Here is a 14,754-nt window from a genome sequence, read left to right as displayed (position 1 = left end):
TCTTTGTTTTTTAATAAAGCAGAATGCTGTTTTCGACATTATTATCTGGCGAGATTTATTATAATGTTTCCTAGGTTGTATGTGGAGGGGAGCATTATGCATAATAGAAATTATACCGAGCAGGATGCCATACAGCGCCTGCTCCTTTTTGAAGAAGGACTTTCTGGAATTATTGGTCTGATGAAAGAAGAAAAAAAGGATGTTTCGAAAGATGATATGGACTTTTTATGTCAGTCCCTTACACAGGATGTATGCAGAAAATGTCCCAAATATAGAGAATGTTATGGAGTAAAGCAAAAGGAGACGATTGGAGAGATCGCAGCTATATTAGAACAGGCTTACCAGTGTTCCGGTGTAGATGGACGTATGGCTTCAGCAAAGTTTCGCAGAGCCTGTGTGTTTTTTCAGCCATTTATGGAGGAAATCTCCTGGCTGTATCGCCTCATTTATCAAAATATTTACTGGGAACAGCGATATGATGAGTTGAAGCAGGTGATGTGCAGGCAATTAGATGAACAGCGTCTGTTTATAAAAGAATGTAGAGGCCATATGAAAAAGGGAGAAGAAATACAGGGGAGAAAGAAGATTGCTCTAAAGAATCTTTTTTTCAGGAATGGACTTCGCTTTATAAGAGGACGGGAATATGTGGATGGAAGCGGTCTGTTACAGCTTACGGTACTCGTATGCCCGATTTTGGGGACGAAGAAGAGTGTACTTGTAAAAGAATGTCTTGAGAAATATTATGAAAAGGCCTTTTATAAAGGGATGGAAGGAAGCTGGCTTCATCCGGGAGAAAATCGTCTTTCTTTTATAGAAGAAAATGGATTCCATATTCTTTTTGGACAGAAGTGTTGTAATAAAAAGGGTGAGAATGTATGCGGAGATACGTTTTCGTTTACGAATTTTGGACGAAAGAGGGCAGTGATGCTTCTTTCAGATGGAATGGGAACAGGGAAAAAGGCATATGAGGATAGCCGGAGACTGATCGAGACATTAGAGGACTTGTTAGAGGCTGGTCTTTCCGAAGAATTTGCGCTGGAAATGATACAGGACGCCTTGCTTTTTCAGGACAGGAAAGCATTTTCTACCATTGATGCGGCCGTAATTTCGTTAAAAACAGGAATACTGAAACTTTTAAAAGCGGGAGGGATGGCTACATTTATCCGGCATCGAAATTCAGTAGAACGTATCGTGCCGGCGGCACTTCCCCCGGGCTGTCGAATCAACCAGCAGTTTGACTTGAAATATAAAAAGCTATATGATGGAGATATGGTCATCATGGTGTCAGATGGAATGTTGGAGTTTGAAAATATGCCTGAAATTCCATTTCGCATGGAAAGCCTGATTGAAAAAATAAAGACAGACAACGCACAGGTCTTTGCAGATCAACTGATAGAGGCCGTTCCGGTGCTTGAGGATGGTTATGATGATGACCGCACAGTACTGGTTGCGTCAATCTGGGAGAAAGGACACAGAAATGTGGAATAAACAATGGGAGCGCGTGGACCGCTTTTTGAAAAAATGGAAGCTGATAGAAAGAGGAGACCATATTTTGCTTGGGATTTCCGGTGGGGCAGATTCTGTCTGTCTGGCGAGATATTTCCTTGCAAAAAAGGAATCTCTTGCTCTAAATTTGTACGCAGTACATGTGAATCACATGCTTCGGGGAGATGAGGCAAAGCGAGATGAAGAGTTTGTCCGGGAATTTTGCCGGCAGTGGAATATTCCTCTGCATGTAGAATATCGTGACATAAAAAAAGAAAGTCGTGAGAAAAAGTGTTCAGAGGAAGAGGCAGGGAGACTTGCCCGATATGAGTGTTTTACAAACTATGCCAGGAAGCATCAGTGTAGTAAGATAGCAGTAGCCCATCACCAAAATGATGTGGCGGAAACGATTCTTTTCCGGATGATACGTGGGACAGGCGTGCAGGGAATGGCGGGAATCTTACCTGTAAACGGGGAGATTATTCGACCGTTTTTATGTCTGTCCAGAGAAGAAATCATAGATGTTTTAAAAGAATTAAAGCAGGATTATGTGGATGACAGTACAAATAAATGTGAGGAATATAGCCGGAATTATATCAGGCACCGCATTTTACCGGAAATGGAACATATTAATAAGAAAGCAACGGTACATGTCAGTGAACTTGGAATGCAGATGCAGGAATTATTAGCGTATATTGCGCCCAAAATGGATGCATTATATAAGGAAAAGGTAGTTCACAGGGAAAACGGAGAATTGCTTCTGGAAGAACAGGTATTTTATGAGATGGATCTGTTTGAACAAAAAGAAATCTTGCGGCGGATGCTTTTTGAAACATGTGGACATCAAAAAGATATTTCACTTGTACATATTGAGCAGCTTCTTACGCTCATGGGGAATCAGGAAGGAAAACAGCAGGATTGTCCTTATAATGTTCTCGCAAGAAAGACAGGAGAAGGATTGGTTTTAACAAAGAAATCGAAATCTGCGAAATCCGCAGAGCATACGTTAGAAAATTCCTTAGAAAATGCGATAGAAGATTCATTAGAAGTAGAATTTTCTATTTTACCATGGAATGGCGGTAAAGTTGCAAAAAGGGATTGTGTGAAATACTTTGATTATGATAAAATGAAATATAAACCCTGTTTAAGAACCAGAGAGAGCGGCGATTATTTTATTATGGATAAAGAAGGCCACCATAAATCTCTGGCACGTTATTTTATTGATGCGAAAGTTCCTTCTGCCGACAGAGAAAAGCAGGTTTTGCTGGCAGATGGCTCCCATATCATGTGGATCCTGGGAGGACGGATCAGTGAGTTTTACAAGGTAAGCAGCGATACAAAGCGAGTGCTTAAAGTATCGGTGCAAAAAAGAGAAGAAAGTAAAGAATTTTAAAATGGAGGACACAAAGATGGCAGATAAAATTAATGTTTTAATTCCAGAAGAGACAGTGGATGCGAAGATTAAAGAAATCGGAGAACAGATCAGTAAAGATTATGCAGGTAAAGAAGTGCATTTAATCTGTATTTTAAAGGGCGGTGTATTTTTTGCATGTGAACTGGCAAAGAGAATCACTGTACCGGTTTCTCTTGACTTTATGCAGGTATCCAGTTATGGTAATGCAACAGAAAGTTCAGGAATCGTACGTATTAAGAAGGACCTTGATGATACGATGGAGAATAAAGAAGTAATTATCGTGGAGGATATCATCGATTCCGGAAGAACACTTCATTACCTTATTCCTGTATTAAAACAGAGAAATCCGGCAAGTATTCGTCTGTGTGCTCTTTTAAATAAGCCAGACCGTCGTGAAGTAGAAGTTCAGATTGATTATCTTGGATTTGATATCCCGGATGAGTTCGTTGTAGGATACGGACTTGATTATGCGCAGAAATATAGAAATCTTCCATTTATCGGAGTTGTAGAGCCGGATGCAGCAGAAGATGCTCCGGAAACAGCAGAGGGAGCAGAGAATGTTACCGGGGAAGAGAAAGGAGAAAACGTTGAATAAAAATATGAGAAATACCGCCATTTTACTGGTGGTATTCTTAGCGGTATATATGTTTGGCAATTATTTTGCCGAGAAGAGCCTCATGTCAGGAGGCAGAAGCAGCTCGTACTCTTATGAGAGATTCGAGTCCGATATTGCAAAGAATAAAGTAAGATCAGTAGAGGTAGTGCAGAATGCACAGGTACCGACTGGTTCAGCGATCGTAAAGCTAAGTGACGGGGAGAAAAAGGTAGTTCACGTGACAGATGTGAATAAAATCATTGAACTGGCACAGCAGTATAAAGTAACCTGCCATGTAGATGATGTAAAGTCATCTGATGCAGGCTGGCTTTCTATGATACTTCCCTGGATCGTTATCGGTGTGATTCTAATGTTTATGTTTGCTATGATGAGTCGTGCATCCGGAGGAGGCGGCGGTGGAAACAAGATGATGAATTTTGGAAAGAGCCGCGCAAAGATGCAGGATCCGGGAACACAGAATATCCGCTTTGATCAGGTTGCCGGATTACAGGAAGAAAAGGAAGAATTAAAAGAAATCGTAGATTTCTTAAAGAATCCGCAAAAGTATATTGAAGTGGGAGCCAGAATTCCAAAAGGAGTTATCTTAGTAGGCCCTCCAGGAACCGGTAAAACATTACTTGCCAAAGCTGTTTCCGGCGAGGCAGGAGTACCATTTTTCAGTATTTCCGGTTCTGACTTTGTGGAAATGTTTGTCGGTGTCGGAGCTTCTCGAGTAAGAGATTTATTTGAAGATGCGAAGAAGAACGCACCATGTATTGTTTTTATTGATGAGATTGATGCGGTCGCAAGAAGAAGAGGAACTGGTCTTGGCGGCGGTCATGATGAAAGAGAGCAGACATTGAACCAGCTTCTCGTAGAGATGGATGGTTTTGGTGTGAATGAAGGAATCATCGTGATGGCAGCAACAAACCGCGTAGATATTCTTGACCCTGCTATTTTAAGACCGGGTCGTTTTGACCGTAAAGTAGCAGTTGGCAGACCAGATGTAAAAGGAAGAGAAGAAATCCTTAAAGTTCACGTGAAGGGCAAACCGCTTGCGGAAGATGTAGATTTACATCAGATTGCCCGCACAACACCGGGATTTTCCGGAGCAGACCTTGAGAACCTTATGAATGAAGCGGCAATTCATGCAGCAAGAAATAATGCACGCTTTATCCGTATGGAGGATATTAGAAAGTCTTTCATTAAAGTAGGAATCGGAACAGAGAAGAAGAGCCGTCTTGTGCCAGAATTAGAGCGTAAGATCACAGCCTATCATGAGGCAGGTCATGCGATTCTTTTCCACCTTCTTCCAGACGTAGGACCTGTTTATACGGTATCGATCATCCCTACTGGTATGGGGGCCGCAGGCTATACGATGCCGGTACCGGAGAATGATAACGTATTTGAAACAAGAGGTCGTATGATCCAGGAAATCAAAGTAGGTATGGGTGGACGTATTGCCGAAGAATTAATTTTTGATGATGTAACTACAGGAGCTTCTCAGGATATCAAACAGGTAACCGATACTGCACGAAGTATGATCACGAAGTTTGGTATGTCCGAAAAACTTGGCTTTATCAACTATGAAGAGAATACAGACGAAGTATTTCTTGGACGTGATCTTGGACATTCCAGAAGCTTTAGCGAGGAAGTTGCAAGTATCATTGATAAAGAAGTAAAGAAGCTTGTGGATGACTGTTATACAGATGCAAAGAGAATCCTCACAGAAAATATGGATGTTCTTCATTCCTGTGCAAGCCTTCTTCTTGAAAAAGAACGCATAAGCAGAGAAGAATTTGAGGCATTGTTTAAAAATAACGAAGCAGACGAAGAGAATTTATAGTCTTTTCGACAAATTGACAAAAGACGTCAGAATTCGAATGAATCTGCACAAAAATTTTTTTCAATTAAATAAAACTTTATGCACACTTTCGGGTGACCCAATGCTATTATAATACTCGTAACCCCCCCAATACATTATATAGTTTTGCTACACCCAATAAGTAACAAAAATACCTTCTCCAAAAAGATGACCGTTCGTTGGTCATCTTTTTTTGTGTTTTTCTCAAATTATTTCATAGATTCTTGCAAAATAAAAGTTACATCATTTTGACCAATCCTTTACTCTATCCACCAAAAACTATTTATTTCTATATTTATATCAAAAACAGAAAACCAGAAATGATATACAGCATAGAATCTGATGACAGAGCAAATAAAAATGCCGAACAAGATTTTTTGTGCTGTGACAATCTTAGCATTTTATCCTGTATATCATTTCTGGTTGCTGTTTCTTTTCTTCATAAAAAGTATTTTTACAAGTACAAAATTGGTGTTTTTCGTTGAATACTGTAGGAAGTTGTTATATATGAACAAAAGATTGAGTTTAATATTGGCAATGGAGGGTATTTCATTGCGAAAAATGCATAAAAAATATTTTGAAATTTCTTCATGTTTATGCACACTTTCGTGGTAGGGAATGCTATTATAATACTCGTAACCCCCCCCAATACATTATAAGTTTTGTTGCATTTAGTGTAACAAGAATACCTTCTCCAAAGAGAGCAGCGATCGTGGCTGCTCTCATTTTTGCATTTATGAAGAACTAATTATTCATTTACTGTATTATAATGATATATGACGGAATACCGAAAAGAGGCTTTGGTACCGTATTAGTTATTTGTATTTTTCCATTTGGTAAAACCAATCTTTTTCATGCTGTATCCATATTTTTTAAGTAAAATGTTATAATTGGCAAAAGCATCATTTATTCGGTAGATTCCTTTGCTAATATCTTCTGGCCGCGGTTTGCCTTTATAAGGAACAGAAGTTTCTACATCATCATCATAAGCCTCATCTGGATCATCTCCATCATAACATTCCGTCAGGAAAAGCCCCTGTGACTTTCCATCATATAAGGTAGAGATCGTACCATTTACAGAATGAGTATATACAGGATCGACATACAGGTCTCTATAAGAGCTGGAAATTGTACCATTTTTCTTTTTCAGGAGATTCATGGTTAATTCTGTATGATAACTATCCCATGGAGAATCTAGAACGTAATCATAGCTAAAAAGGAGCTTTCCTTTTTCCGGGCAGGCAGTAATACGGACTTCAATAGAATCATCTGTGCCTTTAGGATGAAACTTTGTAGAAATCGTTCTTAGATTCTTTTCTTCTCCTGTACCTTTTTTACCTTTTTTTCGTATAAGGTCATATAGTCTGTTCGCATTGATTCGTTCAACGGTATCTACCGTTACTTTACATTTTAGCTTTTTGCCTCTTACCTTTGCAGTAATGGTGCATTTGCCAGGGCTTAAAGCTTTTACAACTCCCTTTTTGTTTACCTTTGCAATCTTTTTATTACTGCTTTTCCATGTTACTTTCTTTTTAGTTCCAATTACTCGTAGCTTTACAGTTTTTCCTTGAATCAGTGTAACAGCAGTTTTATTCAGCCTCATTCTTGGAGCTGCATTAACAGCTTTTCCCGGAAAAAGAAGGGAAAATAGCAGGCAAAGAGTAATGGCAATGCTCAGCATGGAAATAACAGACCGCTTTGTGGATTTTTTAAAATATGTATTCATAAAGTGACCTCCATTCTTAATAATGTATCATTAGAGTCTTTACTGTATTTGCTCATAGAGTTTCCGGGTCAAAAAAAGCGCCTTTTTGTACATTACAAAAAGACGCTTAAAAAATCAGCTTCATCACATCACGAAAACCGAACAAAAGCGTTCGCCCGATTTTTAAAAATAGAATAGATGTTGTATTGAGAATTGTCAAATAGATCATATCCGGCACCTCCTCTTAATTAATTGTAACATAGGAAAGAAGACTGGGTCAAACACTATCAGAAACTTCTTTACACTTTTTTAACAGGTGTCTTGTCAGATGTAAACTTTGGTGTTATAATGGACAGAAATTTGGCAAAAATCAGAAGGGGGTCTTTAAAGGCCATACCTTACAGGAGGGTATTTCATGACAATTGTAGAAGAAATAAAGAAGTTAAAAGAAGAAAAAGATGCAGTGATTCTTGCACATTACTATGTGCGTCCTGAGGTGCAGGAGATTGCTGATTACATAGGAGATTCATTTTATTTGAGCAAGGTTGCTACAAAGTTAAAGGAGCAGACAATCGTTTTTTGTGGTGTTTCTTTTATGGGCGAGAGCGCAAAGATTTTAAATCCAGAGAAGACCGTTTTAATGCCAGATATGAATGCGGACTGTCCGATGGCGCATATGGCAGAAATCGAGACGATCAAGAAGGTTCGTTCGGAATATGATGATCTTGCAGTAGTATGTTACATCAATTCTACTGCAGCGCTCAAGGAGTATTCTGATGTTTGTGTTACTTCCGCAAATGCAGTTAAGATTGTAAAGGAACTGCCACAGAAGAATATTTTCTTTATCCCTGACCGTAATCTGGCTCACTATGTTGCCAGTCAGGTACCGGAGAAGAATTTTGTTTATAATAATGGATTTTGCCCGACACATGAGCGTATTGAGGCGGAAGATGTTGCGAATGTAAAGGCACAGCATCCAGATGCACAGATTGTTGCCCATGGAGAATGTCAGGAGTCCATTCTCTTAATGGCAGATTATGTTGGAAGTACTTCCGGTATTATTAATTATGTTACAGAGAGTGACTGTCAGGAATTTATCGTATGTACAGAAGAAGGTGTTGGTTATAAGTTAAAGACACAGAATCCAGATAAGACATTTTATTATCCAGACAGGCTTCCAGTCTGCCCGAATATGAAGAAAAATACTTTAGAGAAGATTCTCCATGTATTAAAAACAGGAGAGAATGAAGTGCATGTCAGCGATGCGTTAAGAGAGAATTCTAAAAAACCTCTCGAAAAGATGCTTGAGCTGGCTGCAAAGTAGTAAGCAGGAGGTAAACAGCAATGGATTTTAGGACAGATGTAGTAATAGTCGGTACAGGTGTAGCCGGTGCATTTTCTGCGTTAAATCTTCCAAAAGATAAAAATATTATTATGATTACCAAATCAGATTTAGAGAGCAGTGATTCTTTTCTTGCACAGGGCGGTATCTGTGTTTTAACAGATGAGAATGATTATGACAACTATTTTGAAGATACGATGAAGGCAGGGCATTACGAGAACCGTAAAGAATCAGTTGACATTATGATTCGCAGTTCTCAGGAGATTATTCATGACCTGATTGGTTATGGTGTTGATTTTGCTCATGACGGTGATAAACTTCTTTATACAAGAGAAGGGGCACATTCCAGACCGAGAATTCTTTTTCACGAGGATATCACAGGACAGGAGATTACGAGCAAGCTTCTTGCACAGGTGAAAAAGCTTTCGAATGTAACGATTTATGAATATACGACCATGACAGATATTATTGTACAGGACGGACATTGTGCAGGTATTATCGCTAAGACAAAGGATGGCGAGATCATGCACATCCATGCTGAGGATACGATTTTTGCAAGCGGTGGTATCGGTGGATGTTATAAGCACTCCACAAACTTCCCTCATCTGACAGGAGATGCGTTAGACATTTCTAAGAAGCATGGGATTCGTTTAGAGCATCTTGACTATGTTCAGATTCATCCTACCACTCTTTATTCCAAAGAACCGGGAAGAAGATTTTTGATTTCTGAATCGGTACGTGGAGAAGGTGCGGTTCTCTATAATAAGAACGGAGAACGTTTTGTAAATGAGCTTCTTCCACGTGATGTTGTTACGAAAGCAATCAAGGCACAGATGGAAAAAGACGGAACCAATCATGTCTGGCTTTCTATGGAACATATTGATAAAGAGACGATTCTCAATCATTTCCCTAATATTTATCAGAGATGTCTGGAAGAGGGATATGATGTATTAAAAGAGTGGATACCGGTTGTCCCTGCACAGCATTATTTTATGGGTGGTATCTGGGTAGACAGTGACAGCAAGACTTCTATGGACCATCTTTATGCTGTTGGTGAGACAAGTTGTAATGGTGTACATGGAGCGAATCGTCTGGCAAGTAACTCTCTTCTTGAAAGTCTTGTCTTTGCAAAAAGAGCCGCACGTAAGATCTGTGGTTTAGAACAGACCGTTAAACCTGTAGACTTCAGTGAATCTGCAGCTGTATAAACTTATCGTATAAATTTATGTATTATTTATATAGAAAGGAAACTACCTATGAATACAATTTCCATGAAACTTCAGGCAGACGAATTGATTCGTCTCGCTCTGCAGGAAGACATTTCCAGCGAGGATGTTACAACCAACTCTGTTATGAAAGAGGCTGTAGAAGGTGAAGTACAGCTCATCTGTAAGCAGGATGGTATTGTTGCCGGACTGGATGTATTTAAAAGAGTATTTGAATTATTAGATGAGAACACAAAGACAGAATTTCTCTGTAAAGATGGGGATGCCGTAAAGAAGGGACAGCTCATGGGAACAGTTACCGGAGATATTCGTGTGCTTTTATCCGGTGAACGTGTTGCACTGAACTATCTTCAGCGTATGAGTGGAATCGCCACTTACACACATACGGTTTCTGCTCTTTTAAAAGGAACAAAGACAAAGCTTTTAGATACAAGAAAGACAACCCCTAACATGCGTATTTTTGAAAAATATGCTGTTCGTGCCGGCGGCGGATTTAATCACCGCTATAATCTTTCCGATGGGGTTCTTTTAAAGGACAACCATATCGGTGCAGCAGGCAGCGTAGCAAAGGCTGTGCAGATGGCAAAGGAATATGCTCCATTTGTACGTAAGATAGAAGTTGAAGTTGAAAATCTTGAAATGGTAAAAGAAGCAGTAGAAGCTGGTGCGGATATTATCATGCTTGACAACATGTCTGTTGAGGAAATGAAAGAAGCGATTCGTATTATTGACGGACGTGCTCAAACAGAATGTTCTGGTAATGTAACAAAAGAAAATATTGACCATCTGACTTCTCTTGGAGTAGACTATATATCAAGTGGTGCGCTGACTCATTCCGCACCTGTTCTTGATATTTCACTGAAGAATCTTCACGCTCTGTAATTAATGAAAGGGAAAATGATACACAATGACTGGTTCGAAACGAAGAGAAGAATTAATTAATACAATAAAAAGCAGCACTTCACCAATTTCCGGTAAGACTCTGGCACAGCTTTATGATGTCAGCCGTCAGGTAATCGTGCAGGATATCGCTCTGCTTCGTACCGCAGGTTATGACATTATCTCTACCAACCGTGGATACATTTTGAATGCTCCGCATGCAATTACAAGAGTATTTAAAGTCAGTCACACAGATGCCCAGACAGAAGATGAACTTTACTCGATTGTGGATTTAGGCGGCACTGTTGTAAACGTAATGGTCAATCACCGGGTATACGGTCATATGGAAGCCCCACTTGGCATTTCTTCCCGATTAAAAGTAAAGGCATTTATCGATGATATTAAGAACGGCAAGTCAAGCCCTCTTAAAAACATCACATCTAACTACCATTACCATACAGTAGAAGCAGATTCCGAAAAAACACTCGATTTGATTGAAAAAACACTTGAAGAAAAAGGATACTTAATTACAGAAGTATGAAAACAGACGAAAAAAGAAATAATACCATATCCCATCTGCTCTGTAGTCGCTGTGTTTAAGATGCTCATCCGCATCTTAAACACGCTCCCAAGCCGCATCTGGGATAGAGTATTATTTCTTTTTTCTGTGTTTTGGCTTCACATGGAATGAATGCAATAGTCTTTGGAGAGATGGGAGAGAAATCTGAAGATTACTGGTTGTAGTTTCCTTGCAATTCAGCAAGAAGTTCTATTATAGCGGCTGTCTAATCTCATCCTACAACTTAGTTAATTTACCTACTCCTACCTTATGGAGAATTTTTCTCTGGTTAACTCTCATAATCTTCTGGAGAATCCCCTTCTCTTTCCAACAGAAATCACTAATTTGTTCTTTGTTATCAAAAACAGTCAGTCGCTGAAATAAACTTTTATGCTGAATTGTAAGGAAACTATGGTAAAGAAAAAAGAATGGTTATAAGTATTGCATTTTGTGACTTTGCGCTATGGAATTCTGCCCAGAAAAACAGGAACTTGGGATTCGTTTTTCCCAAGTTCCTGTTTTTCTGGGCAGAATGGAATGCTTAGCGCAACGGAACAAAATCAAACTTATAACCATTCTTTTTTCTTTAGAAGACATACTACAATTCAGCTCAATATCTTCTACTAAAGCGGCGTCTGTGTCCCCAGCAAATTAGTAGTTATTAATTTCTTCCTGAAGATATTGAAAGAATAATCCTACATGATAACCATCTGCTACCGCGTGAGCAATTGTGATATTAACAGGCATCAACACCTTTCCGCCATGCTGCGTATACTTTCCCATCAATACAATTGGGAAAAAAGAAGGTTCGCCATTAGAGACTCTGCTGCCATAACCGGTAAATGTTGTCCATGGCGTGCAGGATATACAGTAAAAATTAGCAGGTTGTCCTTCTTTTGCTTTAATCCCTTTTTTCGTTGCGGCAGTAGCCATATCTTTTAGAATATTTGGATAAAATGTATCAAAATCTTCGGAAAAATCTGTCCAGCAATCAGAAAAAGTATGGTCATCATTATGAAAAATGGTATAATTCGGAATGATTTTGTCCCAGGCACAAAGGTATCCATATTTATCTTTAAACATTTTAAAATTCTCGATGCGGTTTAATGTCTTAGTAACAAGATAAATCATAGCAGGGTAAAATTTGTAACCTTTTGAATGACAAAAATCCAATACATTTTTCACATCAACATTAGCGGTAATATTGTATTCAACTTTTAATTGTTTAGTATAGTATTCGTAATGTTCCCTGCGTGCCCAGGTATCCATATCAATTTTTTTGCAGCCCGTCATATGTAACCCTCCTCCATGTGTTATATTTTCTGGTTGATAAACTAAAAAATGTTATACAATACTTACTCTTAAGATATATTTATTATACAATGTTTTTTCTTTTTTGACTATTAATTATATAGCAGGAACCCTTTCCCTATATTTTAAATATTCTATAAATTTTTCTTTAGAAGAATGTATACAATTCAGCAAAAATATACTCACTTCTGGAGAATCCCCATTCTCACCAACTGTGGATTTAGAATAGTCAGAAAAAAGAAACCATACCCTATCCCAGATGCGGCTTGGGAGCGTGTTTAAGATGCGGACGAGCATTTTAAACACAGCGACTATAGAGCAGATGGGATAGGGTATGGTTTCTTTTTTCGTCTATACGAAATCTACAAATTAGTATTTATTTTTCGTCTCCTAATAACTTGTGTTTCAGATCAAACAGTTTCTGTGAAAGGTCCACATATACGGTCTGAGGGTTCATCAGTCTTCTGTTCTCATCCCACAGTGTATTCAGTTCCTGCTGGCAGTATGCTTTGATGTCCATAACAGTAGGAGAGGAGTAGACGCACTGTCCGTTTAAGAATATTGGAACGAGCATTTCGCGGATCTGATAGCTGCCGGCTGGAAGAATGGACTTTTTCCAGGTGGAGATCGGATCAAAAATCTTCAAATCTTCTGAAGGGTCAAATGTTTCACCGACGAGGCAGATTAAGTCAGCCTTAATCTTACTGCTTTCTTTATCATAAATACGATAGATTGTTTTGTTGCCTGGGTTTGTGATCTTTTCCGGATTTTCGGAAATCTTGATCTTGGCGGTAAATTCTTTGTCACCAGGCTTTTTAATAGCGGCAAGTTTGTATACACCACCAAAGGCCGGGTTATCTGATGAAGTGATAAGGTTGGTACCGACACCCCATGAAGTTACCGTACAGCCCTGTGTTTTTAAACTGTTGATCAGGTATTCGTCAAGGTCGCTGGAAGCGGAAATGATCGCATTTGTAAATCCTGCATCATCTAACATTTTGCGGGCCTTTTTGGACAGATAGGCGATATCGCCGCTGTCTAAACGGATTCCCATGAGTTTGGATGTGATTCCTGCATCACGCATCTCTTTAAATACTTCGATTGCATGTGGAACACCAGACTTTAAGGTGTCGTAAGTATCTACTAAAAGGATGCAGGCATCCGGATACATCTTTGCGTAAGTGCGGAAGGCAGTAAGCTCATCCGGAAAGCTCATAATCCAGCTGTGGGCATGTGTTCCCTGTACAGGAATGCCGTAAAGTTCTCCGGCGAGTACGTTGGAAGTTCCGGTACATCCGCCGATAACGGCAGCTCTTGCACCGAGTGTTCCGGCATCTGGTCCCTGTGCACGACGAAGACCAAATTCCATGACACCACCGCCAGCAGCATAGTCAACACGAGAAGCCTTTGTTGCGATGAGACTCTGGTGGTTGATAATATTTAAAATCGCTGTTTCGACAAGCTGTGCTTCCATGATAGGAGCGATAACTTTGACAAGTGGTTCTTTAGGAAATACAACGCTTCCTTCAGGGATTGCGTAAATATCTCCGCTAAAATGAAAACCGGCAAGATAGGAAAGAAAATCTTCTTTAAAAATGCCGAGTCCTCTTAAATAATCAATATCTTCATAAGAAAATGACAGATTCTTTATATAATCAATTACCTGATCGAGTCCACAGGCAATGGCATAGGCACTGCCGGATGGATTTTTACGATAAAAAACATCAAAGACAACGGTATCATTGTTGCCTTCAAAAAAATATCCCTGCATCATAGTGAGCTCATACAGGTCGGTCATCATAGTTAAATTGTTAGAAAACATAATTCTTACTCCTCTGTTCCAATACGAACGGTTGGTTCTCCTAATTTAGTAATATAATCGCTGTTTACATAGCCTTTGTAGCTCTTTTTTTCTCCGCTTAAGACTTCAACATATGCATAATTTGTGCCGGCAGTAAATTCAAGAACTTCAAGATGTGTCATCGGTTCAAGATCAGTAATTGCATCAGAGTCTGCACTGGCTTCGGAACGAAGAGTGAGAGACTGGTATACATCAGCCACATAAACATTCTTATTCTCGGAATCAGTATCTTCTGTAGTAGATTCCGCTGCATTCTCGCTATCTTCTACGGTAGAAGGCAGGGAAATAGACGCCTTTGCCTTCTGGCTTGGAATGGCAAAATAAAGCAGGCAAAATCCGCCAAAGACGGTGCATGCAACAACAATCGAACAAAGAAAAGATACAATCAGTTTTTTAAACATAGGAACTCCTTTCTAATTAAGGAGTATTGTAGCATAATATAATGTAAAATGAAAGAAAATTTGTTGACAATTTATTCTGCCTAGTATATGATTATCTGTGATAAAAACGTTG

12 protein-coding genes are annotated in these 14,754 nt (G+C 39.2%); 8 read left to right on the top strand and 4 right to left on the bottom strand.

The features are described from left to right. Positions 1-96 precede the first annotated feature (96 nt). From EHLA_RS14595 to ftsH, 4 genes are read left to right on the top strand one after another with little or no spacing between them, the layout of a single operon-like run. Positions 97-1,488: a SpoIIE family protein phosphatase gene (locus EHLA_RS14595; protein ID WP_157908609.1), complete on the top strand. Its 1,392-nt coding sequence runs from the start codon at positions 97-99 to the stop codon at positions 1,486-1,488. Continuing rightward, positions 1,478-2,878, top strand: a complete 1,401-nt coding sequence (gene tilS, locus EHLA_RS14590; protein WP_162290870.1) for a tRNA lysidine(34) synthetase TilS — start codon at positions 1,478-1,480, stop codon at positions 2,876-2,878. The genes EHLA_RS14595 and tilS overlap by 11 nt, the downstream gene beginning before the upstream one ends. Before the next feature lie 16 nt (positions 2,879-2,894). After that, a complete protein-coding gene (gene hpt / locus EHLA_RS14585) occupies positions 2,895-3,494 on the top strand; it encodes a hypoxanthine phosphoribosyltransferase (protein ID WP_242970736.1) in 600 nt (199 codons plus the stop codon). A 4-nt stretch (positions 3,495-3,498) separates the two neighbouring features. Continuing rightward, positions 3,499-5,340, top strand: coding sequence for an ATP-dependent zinc metalloprotease FtsH (ftsH, locus tag EHLA_RS14580; protein WP_123864884.1), 1,842 nt, complete (start codon positions 3,499-3,501; stop codon positions 5,338-5,340). Between the two features lie 829 nt (positions 5,341-6,169). Here ftsH and EHLA_RS14575 read toward each other — a convergent pair. Next, positions 6,170-7,084 (bottom strand): Ig-like domain-containing protein, encoded by a 915-nt coding sequence (locus tag EHLA_RS14575; protein WP_096241314.1) that lies wholly within the window; start codon positions 7,082-7,084, stop codon positions 6,170-6,172. Between the two features lie 394 nt (positions 7,085-7,478). Between EHLA_RS14575 and nadA the strand changes: the two genes are divergently transcribed. Genes nadA through EHLA_RS14555 form a run of 4 tightly spaced genes read left to right on the top strand, consistent with a single transcriptional unit; the run spans position 7,479 to position 11,051 of the window. Continuing rightward, positions 7,479-8,387, top strand: a complete 909-nt coding sequence (gene nadA / locus EHLA_RS14570; protein ID WP_021906359.1) for a quinolinate synthase NadA — start codon at positions 7,479-7,481, stop codon at positions 8,385-8,387. A 20-nt stretch (positions 8,388-8,407) separates the two neighbouring features. Beyond that, complete coding sequence (locus EHLA_RS14565; protein ID WP_096241313.1) at positions 8,408-9,613, top strand: L-aspartate oxidase; 1,206 nt, start codon at positions 8,408-8,410, stop codon at positions 9,611-9,613. Between the two features lie 48 nt (positions 9,614-9,661). Beyond that, on the top strand, positions 9,662-10,513 hold the full coding sequence (gene nadC, locus EHLA_RS14560; protein ID WP_096241312.1) for a carboxylating nicotinate-nucleotide diphosphorylase: 852 nt from the start codon (positions 9,662-9,664) through the stop codon (positions 10,511-10,513). Between the two features lie 25 nt (positions 10,514-10,538). Continuing rightward, the gene (locus EHLA_RS14555) at positions 10,539-11,051 is read left to right on the top strand and encodes a transcription repressor NadR (RefSeq protein WP_021906356.1); all 513 of its coding nucleotides are present in this window, start codon (positions 10,539-10,541) and stop codon (positions 11,049-11,051) included. Between the two features lie 669 nt (positions 11,052-11,720). Here the strand turns inward: EHLA_RS14555 and EHLA_RS14550 are convergent. From EHLA_RS14550 to EHLA_RS14540, 3 genes are all read right to left on the bottom strand, one after another. Next, positions 11,721-12,362, bottom strand: a complete 642-nt coding sequence (locus EHLA_RS14550; protein ID WP_096241311.1) for a chloramphenicol acetyltransferase — start codon at positions 12,360-12,362, stop codon at positions 11,721-11,723. A gap of 394 nt (positions 12,363-12,756) precedes the next feature. Continuing rightward, positions 12,757-14,202, bottom strand: a complete 1,446-nt coding sequence (locus EHLA_RS14545; protein ID WP_096241310.1) for a nicotinate phosphoribosyltransferase — start codon at positions 14,200-14,202, stop codon at positions 12,757-12,759. A 5-nt stretch (positions 14,203-14,207) separates the two neighbouring features. Next, on the bottom strand, positions 14,208-14,642 hold the full coding sequence (locus tag EHLA_RS14540) for an SH3 domain-containing protein (RefSeq protein ID WP_096241309.1): 435 nt from the start codon (positions 14,640-14,642) through the stop codon (positions 14,208-14,210). Between the last annotated feature and the right edge of the window lie 112 nt (positions 14,643-14,754).

The sequence above is a fragment of the Anaerobutyricum hallii genome (assembly GCF_900209925.1).
GTDB lineage: Bacteria > Bacillota > Clostridia > Lachnospirales > Lachnospiraceae > Anaerobutyricum > Anaerobutyricum soehngenii.
Note: the sequence above shows the minus strand (reverse complement) of the source record. Positions and strands in the feature narration are given on the sequence as shown.